The sequence below is a fragment of the Flavobacterium sp. FlaQc-57 genome, from assembly GCF_044007395.1.
GTDB lineage: Bacteria > Bacteroidota > Bacteroidia > Flavobacteriales > Flavobacteriaceae > Flavobacterium.
The window spans coordinates 884,262-905,694 of the sequence record NZ_JBIPDA010000001.1; the positions used below are offsets into that span (position 1 = coordinate 884,262).

At 32.0% G+C, this 21,433-nt stretch carries 18 protein-coding genes; 6 read left to right on the top strand and 12 right to left on the bottom strand.

Going from position 1 to position 21,433, the window contains the following annotated elements; translation table 11 throughout:
• Positions 1 to 293 precede the first annotated feature (293 nt).
• A complete protein-coding gene (gene uvrA, locus ACHRVZ_RS03765) occupies positions 294 to 3,089 on the top strand; it encodes an excinuclease ABC subunit UvrA (protein ID WP_395420843.1) in 2,796 nt (931 codons plus the stop codon).
• A gap of 96 nt (positions 3,090 to 3,185) precedes the next feature.
• On the opposite strand, the gene ACHRVZ_RS03770 is transcribed toward uvrA, so the two are convergent.
• From ACHRVZ_RS03770 to ACHRVZ_RS03805, 8 genes are all read right to left on the bottom strand, one after another.
• On the bottom strand, positions 3,186 to 3,485 hold the full coding sequence (locus ACHRVZ_RS03770; RefSeq protein WP_395420844.1) for a hypothetical protein: 300 nt from the start codon (positions 3,483 to 3,485) through the stop codon (positions 3,186 to 3,188).
• 238 nt (positions 3,486 to 3,723) lie between these two features.
• Positions 3,724 to 5,376: a mechanosensitive ion channel family protein gene (locus ACHRVZ_RS03775; protein ID WP_395420845.1), complete on the bottom strand. Its 1,653-nt coding sequence runs from the start codon at positions 5,374 to 5,376 to the stop codon at positions 3,724 to 3,726.
• Between the two features lie 96 nt (positions 5,377 to 5,472).
• Positions 5,473 to 6,942: a lipopolysaccharide biosynthesis protein gene (locus tag ACHRVZ_RS03780; protein ID WP_395420846.1), complete on the bottom strand. Its 1,470-nt coding sequence runs from the start codon at positions 6,940 to 6,942 to the stop codon at positions 5,473 to 5,475.
• 31 nt (positions 6,943 to 6,973) lie between these two features.
• Entirely contained in the window at positions 6,974 to 8,263 is a 1,290-nt protein-coding gene (locus ACHRVZ_RS03785; protein ID WP_395420847.1) for a glycosyltransferase family 4 protein, read from the bottom strand.
• Between the two features lie 44 nt (positions 8,264 to 8,307).
• On the bottom strand, positions 8,308 to 8,769 hold the full coding sequence (locus tag ACHRVZ_RS03790) for a DUF6036 family nucleotidyltransferase (RefSeq protein ID WP_395420848.1): 462 nt from the start codon (positions 8,767 to 8,769) through the stop codon (positions 8,308 to 8,310).
• Positions 8,766 to 8,933, bottom strand: a complete 168-nt coding sequence (locus ACHRVZ_RS03795) for a hypothetical protein (RefSeq protein WP_395420849.1) — start codon at positions 8,931 to 8,933, stop codon at positions 8,766 to 8,768. The genes ACHRVZ_RS03790 and ACHRVZ_RS03795 overlap by 4 nt, the downstream gene beginning before the upstream one ends.
• Before the next feature lie 73 nt (positions 8,934 to 9,006).
• On the bottom strand, positions 9,007 to 11,442 hold the full coding sequence (locus ACHRVZ_RS03800; RefSeq protein WP_395420850.1) for a YfhO family protein: 2,436 nt from the start codon (positions 11,440 to 11,442) through the stop codon (positions 9,007 to 9,009).
• A gap of 51 nt (positions 11,443 to 11,493) precedes the next feature.
• Positions 11,494 to 11,814 (bottom strand): DUF4834 family protein, encoded by a 321-nt coding sequence (locus tag ACHRVZ_RS03805; protein WP_395420851.1) that lies wholly within the window; start codon positions 11,812 to 11,814, stop codon positions 11,494 to 11,496.
• Between the two features lie 89 nt (positions 11,815 to 11,903).
• Here ACHRVZ_RS03805 and ACHRVZ_RS03810 point away from each other — a divergent pair, with 89 nt between their 5' ends.
• Positions 11,904 to 12,902, top strand: a complete 999-nt coding sequence (locus ACHRVZ_RS03810) for a transporter (protein ID WP_395420852.1) — start codon at positions 11,904 to 11,906, stop codon at positions 12,900 to 12,902.
• A gap of 54 nt (positions 12,903 to 12,956) precedes the next feature.
• The gene (locus ACHRVZ_RS03815; RefSeq protein WP_395420853.1) at positions 12,957 to 14,075 is read left to right on the top strand and encodes a GNAT family N-acetyltransferase; all 1,119 of its coding nucleotides are present in this window, start codon (positions 12,957 to 12,959) and stop codon (positions 14,073 to 14,075) included.
• Between the two features lie 264 nt (positions 14,076 to 14,339).
• Here ACHRVZ_RS03815 and ACHRVZ_RS03820 read toward each other — a convergent pair whose 3' ends face one another.
• Together ACHRVZ_RS03820 and ACHRVZ_RS03825 are read right to left on the bottom strand one after the other, a co-directional pair.
• Positions 14,340 to 14,822 carry a hypothetical protein gene (locus ACHRVZ_RS03820; RefSeq protein WP_395420854.1) on the bottom strand — a complete coding sequence of 161 codons (483 nt, stop codon included), beginning with the start codon at positions 14,820 to 14,822 and terminating at the stop codon, positions 14,340 to 14,342.
• A 120-nt stretch (positions 14,823 to 14,942) separates the two neighbouring features.
• Entirely contained in the window at positions 14,943 to 16,205 is a 1,263-nt protein-coding gene (locus ACHRVZ_RS03825; protein ID WP_395420855.1) for an aminotransferase class I/II-fold pyridoxal phosphate-dependent enzyme, read from the bottom strand.
• A gap of 315 nt (positions 16,206 to 16,520) precedes the next feature.
• Between ACHRVZ_RS03825 and nirK the strand changes: the two genes are divergently transcribed.
• The 3 genes from nirK (at position 16,521) to ACHRVZ_RS03840 (ending at position 19,349) form a co-directional block, all read left to right on the top strand.
• On the top strand, positions 16,521 to 17,945 hold the full coding sequence (nirK, locus tag ACHRVZ_RS03830; RefSeq protein WP_395420856.1) for a copper-containing nitrite reductase: 1,425 nt from the start codon (positions 16,521 to 16,523) through the stop codon (positions 17,943 to 17,945).
• A gap of 85 nt (positions 17,946 to 18,030) precedes the next feature.
• Positions 18,031 to 18,729, top strand: coding sequence for a formylglycine-generating enzyme family protein (locus ACHRVZ_RS03835; RefSeq protein WP_395421288.1), 699 nt, complete (start codon positions 18,031 to 18,033; stop codon positions 18,727 to 18,729).
• 17 nt (positions 18,730 to 18,746) lie between these two features.
• Positions 18,747 to 19,349 carry an SCO family protein gene (locus tag ACHRVZ_RS03840; RefSeq protein ID WP_395420857.1) on the top strand — a complete coding sequence of 201 codons (603 nt, stop codon included), beginning with the start codon at positions 18,747 to 18,749 and terminating at the stop codon, positions 19,347 to 19,349.
• 32 nt (positions 19,350 to 19,381) lie between these two features.
• Here the strand turns inward: ACHRVZ_RS03840 and ACHRVZ_RS03845 are convergent, their stop codons facing one another.
• Together ACHRVZ_RS03845 and ric are read right to left on the bottom strand one after the other, a co-directional pair.
• A complete protein-coding gene (locus ACHRVZ_RS03845; RefSeq protein WP_395420858.1) occupies positions 19,382 to 20,617 on the bottom strand; it encodes a hypothetical protein in 1,236 nt (411 codons plus the stop codon).
• 78 nt (positions 20,618 to 20,695) lie between these two features.
• Positions 20,696 to 21,418, bottom strand: coding sequence for an iron-sulfur cluster repair di-iron protein (gene ric, locus ACHRVZ_RS03850; RefSeq protein ID WP_395420859.1), 723 nt, complete (start codon positions 21,416 to 21,418; stop codon positions 20,696 to 20,698).
• Positions 21,419 to 21,433: the final 15 nt, after the last annotated feature.

A 21,433-nucleotide genomic window follows, 5' to 3' on the forward strand; every position in this document is an offset into this window, starting at 1 on the left:
TTCACAGATTAAAAAGATTTGACGTTGCAAGCATTTATTGCTGCAAATTTCACGAATAAAAATGGTTAATGCTGTAGCTGTCTTTTTGCCTCAAATTTCACTAATTATTACCAATTCAGTTCGTGATAATTGGGGTGATCCGGGGTGAAAAAAATCATTTTAATCCTTGAAATCTGTGGCAAAAAACAAGAATTAGAAAAATTCGCAATGAAAAAATTAGTTAAAATTTGGAACAATCTCATTAACAAAATTCAAGTCAAAATTGATTACTTTTGTAGAAATTGACATTTTTTATGCAAATCGATCTTTCTACACTCGACCCAAAACATAATATTATAATAAAAGGAGCACAAGTACATAATTTAAAAAATGTAGATGTGGTGATTCCGCGAAACAAACTTGTTGTAATCACAGGACTTTCAGGATCAGGTAAATCAAGTTTGGCTTTTGATACTTTGTATGCCGAGGGACAACGCCGTTATGTAGAAAGCTTATCATCATATGCGCGTCAGTTTTTAGGACGTTTAGACAAACCAAAAGTTGAATATATTAAAGGTATTGCACCGGCAATTGCAATTGAGCAAAAGGTAAATACAACCAATGCGCGTTCGACTGTCGGAACTTCTACAGAAATCTATGATTATATTAAACTTTTGTTTGCCAGAATTGGTCGTACCTATTCGCCAATTTCAGGACAAGAAGTCAAAAAAAATACCGTTACAGATGTTGTTTCTGATGTAAAAACACTTGAGCTAGACAGTAAATGGTTACTTCTCGCCCCTATTCATCTTGAAGAAGGAAGACAGCTTGAAGACAAACTAAAAGTATTGCTTCAGCAAGGTTTTGCCCGTATTTTGGTGAATAATGAAACGATTCGTTTAGATGATTTTACACCAACAGATCTTCATCAATTAGACAATAAAGATATCCTGCTGATTATTGACAGAATCGTTGTTAAGGAAGAAGAAGAATTTTACAATCGTTTGGCTGATGCCGTTCAGACTGCATTTTTTGAAGGAAAAGGAATTTGTTATTTACAAGAATTAAACTCAGATAAAAGATTCACCTATTCTAATAATTTTGAACTTGACGGAATTACGTTTTTGGAACCAAATGTACATTTGTTCAGCTTCAATAATCCTTATGGTGCTTGCCCGGTTTGCGAAGGCTACGGAAATATTATTGGTATCGATGCTGATTTGGTTGTTCCAAATACCTCTTTATCGGTTTTTGAAAGTGCCATTTATCCTTGGCGCGGCGAAAGTATGAGCTGGTTTAAAGATGAGTTGGTAAAACATGCCTACAAATTTGATTTCCCAATTCATAAGCCATTTTTCCAACTGTCAGAAGAACAAAAGGATTTGCTTTGGAAAGGAAATCAATATTTTCAGGGTTTAAATGATTTCTTTAAAGAATTGGAAGAAAAAAATTATAAGATTCAAAATCGAGTAATGTTATCGCGCTACCGCGGAAAAACAAAATGCCACGCTTGTCGCGGAAAACGTTTACGCGAAGAAGCTTCCTATGTGAAAATTAACGGCAAAACAGTTTCAGATTTAGTTGATTTACCAATTAAACATTTGGTTACGTTTTTTCAAAATATAGAATTGAATGTTTACGAGCAACAAATCGCAAAACGTTTAATGATCGAGATCAACAATCGTTTATCGTTTTTGACAGAAGTTGGTTTGGATTATCTTACTTTAAACAGAAATTCTGCAACACTTTCCGGAGGAGAATCTCAACGTATTAACCTTGCCACTTCACTCGGAAGCAGTTTGGTTGGATCGATGTACATTCTCGATGAGCCAAGTATTGGTTTACATCCTAAAGATTCTGAGCGTTTGATCAAAGTTCTAATTTCACTTCGTGATTTAGGAAACACTGTAATTGTGGTAGAACACGACGAAGACATTATGAAAGCTGCCGATATGATTATTGATATTGGTCCTGAAGCAGGAACTTTTGGAGGAGAATTAGTCGCACAGGGAACTTATGATGAAATTTTAAAATCAGAATCGCTTACTGCAAAATACTTAAATGGAGATTTAGAAATTTCAGTTCCTAAAAAAAGACGAAAATTCAAAAACCATATTGATATTGTTGGAGCAAGAGAAAATAATTTAAAAAATATTAATGTTACATTTCCATTAGATGTTCTTACGGTTATTACCGGAGTGTCAGGAAGTGGAAAAAGTACTTTAATAAAAAAGATATTATTTCCGGCTATGCAGAAAAAGCTGGATAACGCAGCCGAAAAAGCAGGTCAGTTTAGCGAAATAAAAGGTTCTTTTTCGCAAATTAAGCACATTGAATACGTAGATCAAAACCCTATTGGCAGAAGTTCAAGATCGAATCCTGTAACTTATATCAAAGCTTACGATGACATTCGTGATTTGTACGCCAAAGAAAAACTATCTAAAATAAGAGGTTATCAGGCCAAACATTTTTCTTTTAACGTTGACGGAGGCAGATGTGAAACTTGTAAAGGAGAGGGCTCTATAAACGTTGAAATGGTCTTTATGGCCGATGTTTCACTTCCTTGCGAAACTTGCGGCGGAAAAAGATTCAAAAAGGAAATTTTAGAAATTAATTTTGATGATAAAAACATCAACGATATTCTAACCATGACTATCGATGATGCTATTGCCTTTTTTGATAAAAACAAACAAACTAAAATCACTCAAAAGCTACAACCTTTACAAGATGTTGGTTTGGGATATGTACAATTAGGTCAGTCTTCATCTACACTTTCCGGTGGTGAAGCACAACGTATTAAATTAGCTTCATTTTTAGTAAAAGGCGCAACGAAAGATAAAGCGTTATTTGTTTTTGATGAACCAACAACCGGTTTACACTTTCATGACATTAAAAAACTATTAGCTTCGTTTGATGCTTTAATAGAAAAAGGCCATTCAATAATTGTTATTGAGCACAATCTTGACCTAATAAAATGTGCCGACTGGATTATCGATCTTGGTCCTGAAGGCGGCGAAAACGGAGGACATTTATTAGCAGTAGGAACTCCTGAAGAGATTGTTAAGGTTAAAGAATCTGTAACAGGAATTTATTTAAAAGATAAACTTTAGAAAAAGGCACTAAGTTGCTGAGGTTCTAAGATAATAAAAAAGCTATAAATTAAACATGATCTAATTTATAGCTTTTTTTGTTTTAAAATTAATTTTTTAAGCGACTAAACACTTCTCTTCGAAAGGACAACCATCTTCATCAATGGCCACTAATACTTTTTTTTGCTTTGAAGCTTCGATTGTTAAATAAAGCCAGGCAAATGACCATAATCCTAGAGTTAGACAAAAAATGATAAAATTTAAACCATGATTGACTACTTTTCCACCTTTAGAAAGAACTGCAAAAAGTAATTCATCATTTCGTTCTTCTAGCGTAAATCCGCTTTGAACTTTATTTGATATCATGTTAGAAAATACTTGTAAGCTTTGTTCTTGACTGAGTTGACTGCTCTTCATAATTACTTTTTAAAAATTAATCCAAATACTACTACAATTACTTTACAGATTTTAGGTTTCAGTAAAGTATTACAATCTAAATAAACACTACAATAAGCACTTTTATTTCATTTATAGGTTTTTTCCTCTAATAAAATATAAGCGTTGACAATTTCTAAGCTAAAATTAATTTTTAAAAAACGAATTACAAAATAAACCAGTGTTAAATTTAAAACACTAATCACAGATTACCAATAACTTACTCTTTACTTTTAATATTAAAAGAAGACGGTTCATAGTCATCTTTTAAATAATTTGGCGGAATTGTAGTTGTATTTCCGTCACGAAGTGCACTGTAATGTGGAGACATAATTTCGATTCCTGCCTCATTAAATGAATCTTGAATATTTTGATGCAAGGACGAATAAATCAGAGGTTGCTTGGTCGGTTGTTTGGTGTACACATTAATCTGATACGAAACATAGAAATCATCTAAGCTTGTTTGCAAAACAAAAGGAAGCGGAGTTTGTTCTACCATATCTGTTTTTAAGGCGGCCTCAATTAACGCTTTATGTATTGCTGTCCATGGAACATCATAACCAATTGAGACTGTCGTATGAATTAACAAACCATTATTGATCACTTTTGTATTAGACGAATAATTGGTCGAAGTGCTTGATAATACTGTCGCATTAGGAATGGTAATATCCTCAAATTTTGGTGTTCTGATTCGGGTAACCAGAGCTGTTTTCTCGATCACTTCTCCGCTTACATCTCCAATCTTTATAAAATCTCCAATTTTAAACGGACGCATATAGGTAATTACTAATCCAGCTACCATATTCGCAATTGCATTTGATGAACCCAACGAAAACAGGATACCCACAAATACCGATACTCCTTTAAATATTGAAGAATCTGAACCTGGCAGGTATGGAAAAATAACAACGACCATAAAAGCTAAAAGCAAAAACTTGATGATATTAAACGTTGGCATTGCCCAATCACTGTAAAAACCATCTATTTTGATATTCTCCTTTTTAATTTCTTCAAAAAAGAACCTGATTATTCTGATTGTATATTTAAAAATAAAAATGATAACTACTATGGTGACGAAACTTGGTAAAAATCGAACAAATCCCATAATTGCAAGCTTTGCAGGCGAAAGAATCCAACGTAATAAAGTAGTTGTATACGCTTCTGTAGCAGGGAAAATACTAAACAAAACAGGTAAAGAAAGATAGACAATCAAAATCAACGTAAGACCTTTTACAAAGCTGTACAACTTCATTAATATAAATTGTTGCTTTTGAGGCGATAGAATGTTGATATTATTATAATTGAAACCTTTAAAATACTTATCGCTATTTTTTAAGATGTGTAACTTTATTCGGTTAAAAATTTTTCCAACAAAATATAAGACGATCCCAATAATTAATATTAATAACGCTGTATAACCAAGTCTTTTTGGAAGTAATGAATAATTTTCATTTTGATAAAGAATAGCTCTTTTTATCAAATTTAAATTTCGGGTCGCAATAAAATGGGCAGTCTGATTTTCTGCCTTTGCATCTACATCTAAAATAGACATAATTACAAAATCATTTTTATAGATAATATCCTGAGAAATATCAGAAGGAACAACCGCAATTGAATCTTTTTCAAAGAAAGAATCTTCGTAAAGTTTTCTGATTTTTTCGGTAATTGCATTTGCTCTGTTTTCAGCAGAAAAAGAACCCACTTTATTATAAACATAAAAAAGGGTATCCTTAAAAGGAGCAACCGGATAACGCTTTTGCTTTACCTCCGGAACAATTGTTTTTGACGTAAGCAAACTATCCTTTTGAGGATTTGCAAACGATGAAAGCACAACAATGAAAAACGCTAAAAAACAAAGTATTTTCTTTCTCATATTCTATTAGTAAAGAAGTTTATTATCCTTTCTAACAAATATAAAAACAAAATAGATTCGTTTTTAAATTACTTTCGTTTTCTCAAAAAAATCGTACTAAATTTTAATTCCAACTTTTTGCAAAAGATTATCTATCAATTTATTAATATCTGAAGAAATCTTAAATTTATAGTTCAGGTATACGTATAAAATGGTTACCAAAATAGATTTTAAAGCAATACTAATCAACTGATAAAAAGGAAACTCCCAAAAATAAAACATTAGAAACAACGCAGAAGTCAATAATATCGAATATACCGTTTGCTTTGTAAAAGGATATAAATGGAGTTTTTTTACCACAAAAAGTAACTTTGCCAAACTGTATAAAGTAATTGACAATAAAGTAGCAAATGCAGAACCAAAAATTCCAAAAATAGGAATAAAAATCATGTTTAAAATAATGGTAAGAGCAACTAGCATTAACCCTAAATACAATACCATACGGTAATATTTTGTATTAAAAATAATGGCATTATTGTTTCCTAAAATCAAATCAAAATATTTTGATAAACCAATCATGAATACAACCGAAACTCCTCCGCTGTATTCTTTAGGAACCAATTCATAAAGCTGATTAATATTAACAAAAATACATAGCATTACAAATCCGCCTACAATTTGTAAATTAATAGAAGTCTTTTTATAAAGTATATTCAACTCATCATACTTATTTTCATGCATTAATTTTGCCGTAATCGGATAAACGATTTGATGCATCGCACGGCTTGGCACAGAAATTACCAAAGCAATATAAGTAGCTACAGAATAAAAGGCGATATTCTCAATCTTCATATACTGATTCAACATCATTTTGTCACCATCTAAAAGCAAATTAGCAACGCTTCCAGATAAAATAATATAAAATGTATATACTAATATATCCTTTGTATTTGTTGGTATTGTAAACTGAAAAGTTGGTTTTTGAATACTAAATGCATACAGCATGGTTATCAAAAATGCCAAAAAATATAAACCTGCCGTCGCGTACACAAAACCTTCTACGCTAAGCCAATTATAGTAAACGCCTATTAATAGAAATAATGAAAACAATCGCAAACCCACTTCTTTTACAAAGTTTCCAAAAACGGAATGCATATTTACGCGCAACCATGCATAAAAAATTTCAAAATATGCCATACAGAATCCTATAAATGGAATTAACCAGATATAACTTTTTACAATCGCATTCTTTTTTGACACAAAGAATAAAATCTCATCATAAAAAGCAAGTCCAATTAGTAAGATAGGAATTATTAATAGTAGAGGAAATAAAACAGTAAAGGATAAAAAACGAGATTTTTCTTCTTCAGTTTTATATTGCGAATAAAATTTAACCAAGGTATTTTGCATTCCGATCGCAAATAAAGGCATAATCACATTAGCGCAAGATGTCACATAATTAGTTAAACCATAAAAAGTTGCACCTAAAAAAACAGGATATAAATAAAGTGTATTAATGGCTCCTATTCCGAAACCTATATAGGTAATAATAGTATTTTTGAAAGACTGATTTAAGACAATACCCATTTGCGGATTTATGAATTTTAGATTTAGTATGCTATGATTCCTTAATCAATTGTGCCAATTGTTTGGTAAGATTTTTTCTTGAATATTGCTGTAAACCAACGCCATTTGCTTGTAATTTACCTTCCAAAAATTGATTATAAAAGTCCAAAATTACACTTTTTAACTTCGCTTTTTCAGAATAATCAAAAAATACTCCTGTATTGGTTTCTTTTATAATATCTGCAAAATCAGAACCTTGTGGCCCAATAGCAATAATAGGACGATTAGAGACCATATATTCAAACAATTTACCAGGAATAATGCTTTTTGTATCTTCAGAATTAATCTCGATTAAAAGTAAAACCTGAGACTTTTTTTGATGTGCAATTGCTTCATGATGCGAAACATATCCAAGAAGATTCAAATAGTCGTTCAAATTAAATTCGGAAATTGCATCTAAAACTTCCTGACTTACCGCTCCTATTAATTTGATTTCTAAATTCGATTTAAAATCTGGAATTTCCTGAAGTAACTCAACTAAAGATTCCCATAAAAATTTAGGGTTTCGATCTGACAAAAAAGATCCAATATGAGCCAGTGTAAATTTGGTATCTAAAGTTTGCTTTTCGACATTCTCGATATCATAACCGTTTGTAATTACCGAAATAGGTTTATTGGTAATAGCCTGAAATTCTGTCTTAGTAGTTTTACTTGTTACAATAATAGTATCGGCTGTATTTAAAACTTTGTGTTCTAAACTTTTATGCTTTTTAGCAGCATAATTAGACAAACGCAAAGCTTTATGATATCCAATTGTAGTCCATGGATCACGGAAATCTGCGAACCACTTTACATTCAGTTTTTCTTTTAATTCAAGACCTATTAAATGTAAACTATGCGGCGGACCCGAAGTTACTATTGTATCTATATTATTTTCTTTGATGTATTTTTCGAGATAGGTAACAGAAGGTTTTACCCAAAAAACACGTGCATCTGGAATAAATAAATTCCCGCGTACCCAAAGAAAGGTTTTATCCAGAAAGGTTTGCTTTTTCTTGTGAGGAAAAATTCCTGAACTTATTTTTTTTGTTTTATTTTTTGAAAAAATAGAAGCCAATTGATAAGGCTCCCAGATTTTATTTTTAAGAACAATTACTTTGTCAGAGATTTGATTCACCAAACCTTCGTCAATTATTGGATAAGTTGGATTTTCAGGAACATAAACAATAGGCTGAACATCAAATTCAGGCAAGTATTTTACAAATTTCAACCAACGTTGAACACCTGGTCCTCCAGCCGGTGGAAAATAATAAGTAATGATTAAGAGTTTTTTTTGTTCCAATTTATTTAATTTCTGAAAACATCAGTTTATGTAGATTAAGAATTTTATTCCGGATTATTAGCTTTATCAAGTTCTTCAATATCTAAAATATCTTTCGGTCTGTTTGATGCTTTTTTTGCAATAATTAAATTATCGTAATCAATAAAATAAACAGGAGTTTCACCTATCATTACGATTGTTGCATCTTCTAACAATGATGAAAAGGATTTATCTTCCAGACCTTTTACAGTAGTCATTATATCAAGCCTTAAACCATAATTTAAGCTAAAGTCAGTCCATCCCGGAATAAACTGCATTGTTTCTATAGTTTCAAAATCACCTAAATTAATTGATTTTAAAGCTTTTCTTAAATTGATACGATTTTCAATAGTATCTTCTAAGTAAATATCGATATCACCAGTATTTCTATTATAGCCATATATATTTACTGCAAATCCTCCAATAGTTATATATTTAACCTTGTTTTCAAAAAAACTATTCCAAATAGCAATTATTTGCTCATTCATCGTTTTTTAGATTGAATTACTTTCGCAGTTTTTAACATGTAAGAAACTTCTATAATTGCCATTAATCTTTCTAATCTTTCCAAATAAGAAAGTGATCTTATTTCAGATATTCTCTTAGCTTCCAACTCTTGTGGGGTACCAAAACTTAACACAGTCTTTTTCATTGTTCAGTCTTTTAAATACGTAGCAAAGATAATAAATGATACACAATCATAAATTATGAAATAAAATCAAATTTTACTTTTTAAAATCAGATTTCTTTCTTTCAAAATAAATCCCACCGATCAAAATAAACAACATTCCAATTGAACTTATTAAAGCAATCGTACTTCCGGTTTTTACAACCTGAGGTTCAAACTTAAACTCAATTGTATGTTTTCCTCCCGGAATTTCCATTGCTCTTAAAACATAATTAACTGGAAAATGATCTGTTAACTTACCGTCGATATAAGCATTCCATCCATTTTTATAATAAATCTCAGAAAAAACAGCTAAACCATCTTTTGCAGTCTCAGCTTGATATTTAATATAATTTGGCTTGTATTGAACCACTTTAATAGTTCCTGTAGTATCCCAAGCTTTCTTTAAGCGTGCACTTTTAAATTTTCCCTCGTAGTCATGAACGTTAAAAACTGCCACCGTTTTGGTATCAATATGATCTAAAGCTTTCATCACATCGTCTGGCTTGTTTACCAGTTTTACAGTGCTGACAAACCATGCGTTTCCGTTTGTGTTTGGATTTACGGTAGGGAATTCTTTTCCTTCTTTATCAGTTTGGATAATGTATTTAACATTCAACATATCCAAAACTTCCATATTGTTTTTTGCAATCTGATAGTCAAATAACTGCTGCATTCTTCTAGGTTTTGCAGCATGATATCCACCTAACGAATGGTGAAAATACGAAGCACGAGCACTTGACATATTTCCATTAACCTCAAAAACTCTATAATGCGTTGTATCTTTAAGAATTTGAGCATCAGAAGGTGTTTCCTGAAATGGAGCTGCAATTTGCACCGGACTCACAAAGTCTTTAGCCGAAACATATTTTTTATCCACAAAAAACAAATCAAAAATCATTACTAGACCAACAATAATCAAAGTTGTATTTTGAGCTAATTTATTTTTGATAAACAGCCATAAAATTCCAAAAGTTACTACAATCAAAAACCCTGAACGCAATAAATCAGCAGAATATAGACTTTTTCTATCTTCTTTTAAAGCATCAACAAAATCAGGTCCGTAGCTTTCTAAGAAATAGTTATCACTACTTCCTGTAAAATGAAACATACTTTTAGCAAATACTAGAATTACAATAATTCCTAAACCAAAAACGCCCGTTTGTACTAAAGCTTTTTGTTGTAATTTAGGTTCATCTTTTGCTTTAAAAAACGATTGTAATCCCATAATAGCCAAAACAGGAAAACACAACTCAAGGATAACCTGAATCGATGAAACTGCTCTAAACTTATCATACATTGGAACGTAATCGATAAAAAAGTCTGTTAACAATGGGAAGTTTTTCCCCCATGAAAGCACTAATGAAACTAATGCTCCCGAAAGAAATACGTATTTTATTTTTCGATCATCAATAAATAGCGCTAAAACTGCCAAAAAGAAAACAACAACTCCTATGTAAGCCGGAGCAGCAACAATAGGCTGATCTCCCCAATATGTTGGCATTCCTGATACAAAATCCAAAGCTTGTTCTGACGGAACTCCTTGCTCAATCATAAATGAATACATACGGCTATCAGTTCCAACATTTTCGTGGTTTGAACCTCCAAAAAGTCTTGGTGCAATTAAGTTAAAACTTTCTGGAATTCCGTAACTGTATTCAGTAATATACTCGCGGCTTAAAGCATTCTCATTTGTCTTTTTAGATCCATCCGGATTAAAAGTCAGTTCGCTATTACTTCTGGTACTAAATTTAGCATACTCGCTTGTTGCCATTAAATTGGTAGCATTGGCACCAATTGCAAAAATTCCGGCCACAGCCAAAACTCCAATTGCAGTTAAAAGCGGTTTAAATTCTTTTTCTTTAATAAAATTAAATGCAAAATAGCCTGAAAGTATCAATAAGAAAATCAATAAATAGTAGGTCATTTGAAAGTGATTCGCATTAACTTCTAACGCAACCGCAAACATGGTGAGTAAACCTCCCCAAATATATTTTTTCTGAAAAACCATTATAAATCCAGCAATAACAAGTGGCATATAAGCAATAGCATGTGCTTTTGCATTATGACCAACGCCAAGAATTATAATTAAATAAGTAGAAAAACCGAAGGCAATCGCCCCGATAAAAGCTTTTAAAGGATCTGTTTTTAATACCAATAACAATCCGTAAAAACCTAAGAAATATAAAAACAGGTAATCTGCCGGACGAGGTAAAAATCGTAAAGCATCATCTAATTTCCCCACATAATCGTTAGGATAATTTGCTCCTAATTGATACGTTGGCATTCCACCAAAAGCTGAATTTGTCCAATAAGGTTCAGAATGTTCCGTCGCTCTAAAATCATTTTGCTCTTTAGCCATTCCGGTATATTGAGCAATATCCGACTGGAATATTTGTTTTCCTTGTAAAACTGGATAAAAATAAATTAAAGAAACGAGAATAAACCCAAGTATAACAAGGGCATGCGGATAGAACTTATTTACTATTTTCAATTTAGGCTGGTTTGGGTTAAATGATGAATCCTACAAATCTAGGACACAAACTTAATCTATTTCTTCGTAATCAACATAATCGCCCACCTTTTTGGTTTCACGAGGTTTTTTTGCATTGGCAGTATCAATGATTATTTCATCATTGTTTGTACGTGTTTTTTGCCATGTAGTATCCTGACTATATTGTTGTTGTCTCTGAAAATTCTCCCCCGCTTTTTCAACTGCTTTTTTTACCAGTACAGGTAAAAAGATTTTAGCCAAAAACTTAAAAATATAATAAAACGCAATAATCCACATTATCGTTTTAAACAAATTTGTAAAAGATGCTTCTTGCATGATCATATAATTTTTTTCCAAAATTAATAAATCCATTGTTTAAAATTAAAATATGAATCTTAAATAAATAATAAAATATATTACATTTGAAATGCGTTATTACTTTTTAATCCAAAAACACGTTTATGTTAAAAAATAAAAACTTATTTCTTACAGCTCTTTTTTTTATACCTCAGTTTTTTTTCGCTCAATATACAGATATCATCAATTCAAATCGTCCAGGCGAAACGATGTCTGCATATGCAGTGGGAAAATCAGTTTTTCAGGCTGAGCTTGGCGTTTACGGTATTAAAGAGAAGCACGATTTATTAGATTATGAAGGAAATGGTTTTGGTACAGACTTAACTTTGCGCTATGGTGCTTTTCTGGAAAAACTGGAATTTATCGTGGATTTACAATATCAAATGGAAAATTTTGATACGCCCTATACGAGTTATAAAAAGAATAATTTTAGACAAACTGTATTAGGAGCTAAATATTTAATTTATGATCCTTATCAAAACTACAAAAAGGAAGTCAATATTTACAGTTACAAAGCTAATCGTAGTTTCAATTGGCATGAATTAATTCCTGCGGTTTCGCTTTTTGCGGGAGCAAATTTTATTGGCGCTGACAATCCTTATGCTTTTGGTTCACACTCACAATATACATCTTTAGAATCCAGCATCTCTCCAAAAGTCGTATTGATAACGCAAAATTTATTTGGAGGCGGAAAATGGGTTTTTGTTACCAATTTTATTGCCGATTACATTACAACGGATTATCCTAGTTATGGTTATGTTTTAACTTTAACACATGGATTTAATAATAAATGGTCTGGTTTTGTTGAAAATCAAGGTTATAAAAGCGATTTGTATAGTGATGCTATTGTTCGTGGAGGTGCTGCTTATCTTATCAATTCAGACTTACAGATTGATGCTTCTGTAAGTACTAACTTTAAAAACACACCTTCAGTTTTATATGGAGGAGTTGGAATTTCATGGCGCTATGACGGAAGATACAAAGAGAAACAAATGGAATTTAAAAGTAATGAAAAAGCAAAAAAGAATAAAGATAACCAGATAGAACAAAGAGAAATCGATTATCAGGCAAAAGAAAGAAAGCGTAAAGCCAAATACGAATAAAATTTTAATAACAACTTCTCTTTATAAAGAGACATTTTTACATAAAGAATCTTAATGATTACAATTAAAGAAGCCAAAACAAAAAAGGAATTAACTGACTATATTAAATTTCCATTTTCATTATACAAAGACAATCCATATTGGGTACCACCCATTATTGCAGATGAATTAGAGTCTTTTGATAAAACTAAAAATCCTGCTTTTGATAATGCCGAAGCCTATTTTTATTTGGCTTACAAAGACAATGAAATTGTTGGTCGAGTTACTGCCATCATAAATTGGTCTGAAGTAAATACGCAACACAAAAGAAAAGTTCGTTTTGGATGGTTTGATGTTATTGATGATATCGAAGTTACAAAAGCTTTGCTTGAAAAAGTTTACGAACTGGGCAGACAACATAATTTAGAACATGTCGAAGGACCAATGGGATTTTCTAATTTAGATAAAGTTGGTGTTCTTACTGAAGGTTACGACCAAATGGGAACGATGATTACCTGGTACAACAATCCATATTATGTAACTCATTTCGAACAATTAGGCTTTCAAGTTGAAAAGGAGTATATCGAAAGTATTTTCCCGTTTTCAAATGTTAAACCTGAGTTTTTCCTGAAAGCGCAGGAATTAATCAAAAAAAGATACGGATTGAGAGCATTGACTTTTACCAAAACAAAAGACATTATGCCTCATGTAGACAAAATGTTTGATTTGTTTAATGACTCGTATGCAAAATTATCTTCATTTGTCGCTATTTCAGATGTTCAGAAAGAATATTTTAAAAAGAAATACATTAGTTTTATCAATCCGGAGTATATCAAGTTTGTAGTGGACAAAGAGGACAATCTAGTTGCTTTTAGTATTGTAATGCCTAGTTTTTCTGAAGCTTTACAGAAAGCTAAAGGAAAATTATTTCCGTTTGGATTCATTCATTTGCTGAGAGCTCGAAAAAAGAGTAAAGATGTTGTTTTTTATCTTATTGGAGTTCATCCGGATTACCAAAACAAAGGTGTTACAGCAATTATTTTTGATGAATACTTTAAAACTTTCTCCGAAAAAGGAATTAAAAATTGCATTAGAACTCCTGAATTAGCTGAGAATACAGCAATACACTTGCTTTGGAAAAACTTTGACCCGAAAGTTCACTGTCAGAGAAAAACGTTTTTAAAATACCTTTAAAAAAGTAATCAATTTACTGTTGCAGTTTACTGTATAAAATTAGAAAAATCTATACCCTGAATGTTCCAGTATTTTATATGGTTACAAAAATTGCGAACATAAATTTTCTAATCAACGTTGCTTAAAATGTTACTGGAATGGAAATTCAAGTGATTACTTAGATAAAATAAAAATGAGTAAATAATCTAAAAATTAGTTACTGGCATAAAGTAAAAATCCATTCACTGTCGTGAATGGATTTTTTATTTTTCGAAACAATTATGTTTATTCTACTTTGCAGTCAATTTTTGTCAATGTATTTTTCTGATCAAACTTCAATTTTGTTTTATCTTTAAAAATTACTTTATCATTTGTTGTTACTACATCTCCGTATCCTTCAATAAAAGCTCCTCCTCTTTGCAAAAAAGCAACTTCTCTTACGGATGATACTCCTTCAGAATTGAACGTATAATCGGCAATTAAAGTATCTCCTTTCATGTTACCAATGAGAGTTCCTTCATTTTTATCTTTTCCTACTATATTGTAGATCAGTTTCCCATTTACTTCCTGATGCGAATTTATATTAAAACTCATTTCAATAACACTACCATTAGATTTCCATGCATAACATTGATCTCCTGCCGGCTCAGCAACTTCTGCCTCCATTGGTGGTTTCGGAGCAATTTCTGCAGGATCAGTATTTGTTGCTTTTTTACAAGAAATAAAAACAGATAACATAACAACCGTTATTACTAGTACTTTTTTCATAATTTTTACTTTTTCAGTTTTTAGTAATTATAAATTTAACACAAATAAAAAAAAATCCACTCGCATAGCGAATGGATTTTTTTACATAATTCCCATATAAGGAATCTATTTTTATAGAAATTAAGCATCTAAGTCAACTGTAGTTCTGCTTGCAATTTCTTTATAAGTTCCGTTTTCTAATTTTTCACGAATTGCTTCAAAAGCAGTTAATGTTTCATCAATGTCTGATAAAGTATGTGAAGTAGTAGGAATCATTCTCAACAAAATAATTCCTTTTGGAATTACAGGATAAATTACAATCGACAAGAAAATACCGTAGTTTTCTCTTAAATCGTTTACCATTACCATTGCTTCCGGAACACTTCCTTCTAAATAAACTGGTGTTACACAAGTGTTTGTATCTCCAATATTGAAGTTTCTAGAGCGTAATCCGTTTTGTAAAGCATTTACATTCTCCCATAGTTTATCTTTCAACTCTGGGTGATTACGCAATAATTCTAAACGTTTCAAAGATCCAATTGTTTGTATCATTGGCAATGCTTTTGCAAACATTTGAGAACGTAAATTGTATTTCAGGTAATCAATAATATCTTTATCTGCTGCTACAAAAGCTCCAATATTAGCCATTGATTTTGCAAAAGTAGAGAAATAAACATCAATATCGTCTTGTACTCCCTGCTCCTCACCTGCTCCGGCTCCTGTTTTACCAAGTGTACCAAAACCATGTGCATCATCTACTAATAAACGGAAGTTATATTTTTGTTTTAAAGCAACAATTTCTTTCAATTTTCCCTGTTGACCCCTCATTCCAAAAACACCTTCAGTAATGAACAAAATTCCACCACCTGTTTCTTCTGCCATTTTAGTAGCACGTTGCAGGTTTTTCTCCATACTTTCAAGATCATTATGCTTATAGGTAAAACGTTTACCCATATGCAAACGAACACCATCAATAATACATGCATGTGAGTCTACGTCGTAAACAATAATGTCATTTTTAGTAACCAAAGCATCAATAATAGACACCATTCCCTGATAACCAAAATTCAATAAATATGCCGCTGGTTTCATTACAAAATCAGCCAATTCGTTTTCTAATTGTTCGTGGTATTTAGTATGACCTGACATCATACGTGCTCCCATAGGATAAGCTGCTCCAAACTGAGTTGCAGCATCAATATCAGCTTGACGAACTTCAGGATGATTAGCAAGACCTAAGTAGTCATTCAAACTCCAATTTAATATATCTTTTCCACCAAATTGCATTCTAGGACCAAGTTCACCCTCTAATTTAGGAAACACAAAATAACCTTCTGCTTGTGATGCCCATTTTCCTAGTGGGCCTTTATTGTTCTGGATTCTTTCGAATAAATCTTTTACCATAATATATTTGAAGTAATAATTTTAATTTAAACAGGGTGCAAAAATAATGATTATTATTCTAAAATTGAGTTAGCCATATATTTTTATTAAAAAATATTCCAAAATTTAATCTTTAAAATAGTATTTTTTTGAAAACTTTTTTCTCAAACACAATTAAATACTCAAAAATGATTGAGAATACAAATTAAGAATTACTTACTAAACAATACATGATTTTTGTCATAATAAAAGACAAAATTGTCTTTTAGATTTGTCATTGATTAACAAACCTAGAATAACATCAAATTTATTATGAAAACGAAACATAACATTACAATGAAAACAAGAACATTCCTTTGTTTATTTTTTGCTTTTTTAGTTTTTGGAGCTTGCAAAAAAGCTGAAGAAACGACCAATTACTCTGCAATTATGACTGAGGGAGAAATGGAAGCCGAACTTACAGCTCCACCAATGGTGCCAAAACCCGTTGGAAACAGAACTGCCATGAAATTAAAAGTAAACATGGAAATTAAGGAACAAGAAGGTACAATGACAGATGGCGTTAAATATACCTATTGGACATTTGGCGGTTCTGTACCAGGAAGTTTTATCAGAACGCGTGTTGGTGATGAAGTAGAGTTTCATCTAAAAAATCATCCGCACAACAAACTGCCGCACAACATCGATTTACACGCTGTTACCGGCCCCGGTGGCGGAGCAACATCATCACTTGTAGCGCCAGGACACGAGAAGGTGTTTAGTTTTAAAGTTATTAATCCCGGATTGTATGTTTATCACTGTGCTACAGCTCCTGTGGGTATGCACATTGCGAACGGTATGTATGGTTTAATTTTAGTAGAACCTGAAGGCGGACTTCCTCCTGTGGATAAGGAATACTACATAATGCAAGGGGATTTTTATACTCAGGGAGAATATGGTGCTAAAGGATTACAAGCTTTTGACATGAATAAGGCGGTTAAAGAAACTCCTGATTATGTTGTTTTCAATGGAAAAGTAGGTTCTTTAACAAATGGAAATGAACTTAAAGCCAAAGTAGGTGAAACGGTTCGTTTATTTATTGGAAATGGTGGGCCAAATCTGGTTTCTTCTTTTCATGTTATTGGTGAAATTTTTGACAATGTTCACGTAGAAGGCGGACAGCTAATTAATAAAAATGTACAGACAACCTTAATACCGGCTGGAGGCGCCTCGATAGTTGATTTTAAAGTAGAAACTCCAGGTAATTTCATACTTGTTGATCACTCCATTTTTAGAGCATTTAATAAAGGTGCGCTAGGAATACTAAAAGTAGAAGGTGCAGAAGACAAAAACATCTATTCAGGGACAATTCAGGAAGGTATTTATTTACCGGAAGGTGGAACGATCCAGAAAATGCCAGGTAATGGAACGGCTAAAACAGCATCTCCAAAAAGAACTGTCGCTGAAAAAATAAACATTGGGAAAGAAATTTTTGGCACAACCTGCTTTGCCTGTCACCAATCTGAAGGTCAAGGAATTCCAAACACATTTCCTCCTTTGGCAAAATCAGATTATTTGAATGCCGATTCGAAACGTGCCATTAAAGCTATTTTACATGGTTTAAGCGGAGAAGTTACAGTAAACGGAAAGAAATTTAATAGCGTAATGCCGGCACAAAATCTATCTGATGATGAAATTGCTAATGTTATGACTTATATCTATTACAGTTGGGGAAATAATAAAACCGAAGTCACTCCCGAAATGGTAAAAGCGCAACGATAATCACATCAATAATATGCAAAAAAGCATTTTAATTACACTTCTTTTCTTAGCCCTAATTCCATCTGTAAACGGGCAAGAATCGAAAATGGTTCCGATAAAAGAGGGCTCTTTTGTCCCTCTTTACGGAGCTACAGCAAAGAAACCTGTCAGTGTTAAATCTTTTTACATCGATGTTTATCCTGTTACCAACAGTGAGTATTTAGACTTTATTAAAAAGAATCACAACTTTAGTAAATCCAAAATAAAAGGGCTTTTTGCCGACAAAAGCTATTTGTCCTATTGGAAAACTGATTTCGATTTTGGGAATGTAAATCCAAAATCGCCTGTAACGAATGTATCTTGGTTTACTGCCAAAAAATATTGTGAATGTCAAGGCAAACGTTTACCAACTATGGATGAATGGGAATATGTGGCTATGGCCGATGAAAAAAAAATTGACGCGAGAACCAGAGCTGAATTCAATCAATACATTTTATCCTGGTACGAGAAATCTAAAACCTACGAAAATCCGGTTGGAAAAACTTTCAAAAATTACTGGGGAGTTTATGATATGCATGGATTAGTTTGGGAATGGACAGCCGATTTTAATAGTATTTTTTTATCGGGAGAATCAAGAAAGGATAAGAGTGAAGATAAAAACTTGTTTTGTGGCGGAGCATCAGTAAATGCAACAGATTTAATGGATTATGCTGCTTTTATGCGCTATGCATTTAGAGGAAGTCTTAAGGCACAGTATTCAACCCGAAATTTAGGATTCCGATGCGCAAGTACAACAAAACAATAATTTTAAATAATCATCAAATGAAAAAAATAACAATCGCAATATTTACACTGATGTTCGCGCTGCAAAGCTGTAAAAATGATAAAAAAGAAGATACTATTTCTACACCTAAAAACAAGGAAATTAGCGATCTCTCAATTTACAATTTGCCTTCGCAATGGACTACACAAGACGGGAAAAACATTGAGCTAAAAAGCCTCAAAGGAAATGTTCTCGTAATGGTAATGATCTATACTTCATGCAAAGCAGCTTGTCCGAGATTAGTTGCAGATATGAGAGATATTGAAAAAAAACTGGATGTAAAAACCAAGAAAAATGTAAAACTCATTTTAGTTAGCATTGATCCAAAAACAGATACTCCACAGAAATTAAAATCTTTTGCCATTTCTAATAAAATGAATCAGGAACCATGGATTTTCTTGCGTTCTACTGAGGAGAATACCCGAGAATTTGCTGCCGTTCTGGCTGTAAATTATAAACAAATATCTCCAATGGATTTCTCTCACTCCAATATTATAAGTGTTTTTAATACAGAAGGAGAATTAATTTACCAACAAGAGGGTCTGGGTGTAAATAATGATAAAACGGTAGAAACAATAAACCAGGAAGCTAAAAAAATATAAATAGATTGATTAGTAAAAAACAAGAAGAGATTTTATTTAATCGACTCTTGTTTTTTTGTTTTTAAAAGTGATACTAAAATCAAAAATAATCCAATAACGATAAAGGCACTGCTTCCAAAAATAATTTCATAGTACCTTGCTAATGTTCCTTTACCCAAATAAAAAAATACTCCCTGAAGAAATAAGATAATTTCTGTTATTAGATATCCAAAAACAAAGCATTTTATTCCTGAACGGATCATAAAACAGCTACCTGAAAGCAATTTATTCTGAATCAGAATACCAAACAAAAATCCCGTAATGATTCCCAACGTTGTTAAATGAATAAAACCAATAACAAAACTTCTTATTTGGTGTGAAACTTCACCGACATAAGGCAACAATACTAATAATTGAATTCCTATTTTTAAAAACAAAGAACATAAAGCCATACTGTAAACTAGTTTTACTGCCGGATCTAAGACAGCTCTTAAACTATTTATCTGAGATTTCAACATTTTATAGAAATAGATAAAAGCTCCCAATTGCAGCAAAATCCCAAGATTGTTAATCCAATTCAACAAATCATTTTTGACATACCAACTTATGGGAAAAGCAAAGGTTAAAAATGTTGCTGTAATAAGTAAAACATAAAATATTCTATTATTTCTTTCGCTGAAATTAGTTTTAAATTGTTTTAAAAACAGCGCTAAAACGGCAAACAAAAACCATCCGTTAAATTGAAAATGCAAAAAGAACTGAATTGCAATTTGGTAAAAGCTACTCTGTTTTCCTAATATCTTTACTGCCGGACCTAAACACCAAATTCCAAATGTTGAAAGAATCATAAACAAAATAGCCGTTAATAGAAGTTTGTGACTAAAAGATCTGTCTTTAACAGAATCCTTCCAAACCAGCCAGCAAAAAATATAACTCAATAAAATATGCAGGGTAGAAAATACAATAGAATACAAAGCATATCCTTGAATTGGAAAGGCAATCATCATTCCGACAACAGTGAATTCTGTTATCCAAAATAAATAATTATATATCTGCTTGCTGCTTTTTTCTTTTGGAATAAAGAAGTGAACAACTAGAACATAAATCATCAAATAAACCCATCCCAGCATGGCAACGTGTGAATGAGCATGCAACAAAAAAGCATAATTCACAGCTTTAAGTGGAAGCAGATAATAAAAGCGCATCAATAATCCCATTATTGACGCCACCAGAAAATTAAAAAAGCAACATATTATCCAGCTTCTCTGAGAATTTGTATCGAATATCATTTTCATTTTTTTTAAGCAAAAATGCGCCAATAATCATTTTTAAGATGACTTACCGGCGCATTCATTTCTATGTTTTTTTTAAGAGAACTCTTTTTCCAAAATTACTGATTTTGGAAATAAAATATTGTTCTCAAGATGAATATGTTTGTGCAAATCTTCTTCAAATTCTTTTAGCATTGCAAATGTTACCTTATAAGTTGTACATCCGTCACTTGGAGCAGTATAGTTATTGGTGAGATTTGCAATTTCTCTAAAACGATCACCTTCATTATCATGTTCATGCATCATCATAGCGATTGGGTTAGATACTGTTCCAAATGAAGGTTGAGATAAAGGCCCATCAGCTTCTTTCGTTTTCACCATTCTTTTAACAAAAGGAAACAGCATTAATTCTTCTTTCTTCATATGTTGTGACAATTCTCCCGCACATTCTGTAAATAACTGGTTGATCTTAAATAATTCCGGATGACCTTCTCCATGAACTTTACACAATTTATCTAAAAACTGCAGTAAAATTGTGGTCTTATCTTCAACATAACGATGGTGTGTTTTTTCGATATAATCCGCCAGCAAATCTAATGGCCATGAATTGAAATCGATATTATTATTATTTTCAGACTGCAAGACATCAGATAAATTTTGTACTAAAACATCTGAATCAATACTTGATTTTTCACAAACTTCATTTAGCGTTCTGTTTCCTTTACAGCAAAAATCGATTTTATATTTTGTAAAAACTGCTGCCGTTCTAAAATCCTGAGCTACAAAAGAGCCAATTGTTTTATCTTTTAAATTTTCCATGATTGTTATTTTTTA

What these genes read in the sequence shown, in the direction of transcription:
- uvrA (WP_395420843.1), top strand. Translation starts at nt 294, where the DNA reads ATGCAAATCGATCTTTCTACACTCGACCCAAAACATAATATTATAATA.
- ACHRVZ_RS03770 (WP_395420844.1), bottom strand. Translation starts at nt 3,485, where the DNA reads ATGAAGAGCAGTCAACTCAGTCAAGAACAAAGCTTACAAGTATTTTCT.
- ACHRVZ_RS03775 (WP_395420845.1), bottom strand. Translation starts at nt 5,376, where the DNA reads ATGAGAAAGAAAATACTTTGTTTTTTAGCGTTTTTCATTGTTGTGCTT.
- ACHRVZ_RS03780 (WP_395420846.1), bottom strand. Translation starts at nt 6,942, where the DNA reads ATGGGTATTGTCTTAAATCAGTCTTTCAAAAATACTATTATTACCTAT.
- ACHRVZ_RS03790 (WP_395420848.1), bottom strand. Translation starts at nt 8,769, where the DNA reads ATGAATGAGCAAATAATTGCTATTTGGAATAGTTTTTTTGAAAACAAG.
- ACHRVZ_RS03795 (WP_395420849.1), bottom strand. Translation starts at nt 8,933, where the DNA reads ATGAAAAAGACTGTGTTAAGTTTTGGTACCCCACAAGAGTTGGAAGCT.
- ACHRVZ_RS03805 (WP_395420851.1), bottom strand. Translation starts at nt 11,814, where the DNA reads ATGGATTTATTAATTTTGGAAAAAAATTATATGATCATGCAAGAAGCA.
- ACHRVZ_RS03810 (WP_395420852.1), top strand. Translation starts at nt 11,904, where the DNA reads ATGTTAAAAAATAAAAACTTATTTCTTACAGCTCTTTTTTTTATACCT.
- ACHRVZ_RS03815 (WP_395420853.1), top strand. Translation starts at nt 12,957, where the DNA reads ATGATTACAATTAAAGAAGCCAAAACAAAAAAGGAATTAACTGACTAT.
- ACHRVZ_RS03820 (WP_395420854.1), bottom strand. Translation starts at nt 14,822, where the DNA reads ATGAAAAAAGTACTAGTAATAACGGTTGTTATGTTATCTGTTTTTATT.
- ACHRVZ_RS03825 (WP_395420855.1), bottom strand. Translation starts at nt 16,205, where the DNA reads ATGGTAAAAGATTTATTCGAAAGAATCCAGAACAATAAAGGCCCACTA.
- nirK (WP_395420856.1), top strand. Translation starts at nt 16,521, where the DNA reads ATGAAAACAAGAACATTCCTTTGTTTATTTTTTGCTTTTTTAGTTTTT.
- ACHRVZ_RS03835 (WP_395421288.1), top strand. Translation starts at nt 18,031, where the DNA reads ATGGTTCCGATAAAAGAGGGCTCTTTTGTCCCTCTTTACGGAGCTACA.
- ACHRVZ_RS03840 (WP_395420857.1), top strand. Translation starts at nt 18,747, where the DNA reads ATGAAAAAAATAACAATCGCAATATTTACACTGATGTTCGCGCTGCAA.
- ACHRVZ_RS03845 (WP_395420858.1), bottom strand. Translation starts at nt 20,617, where the DNA reads ATGATATTCGATACAAATTCTCAGAGAAGCTGGATAATATGTTGCTTT.
- ric (WP_395420859.1), bottom strand. Translation starts at nt 21,418, where the DNA reads ATGGAAAATTTAAAAGATAAAACAATTGGCTCTTTTGTAGCTCAGGAT.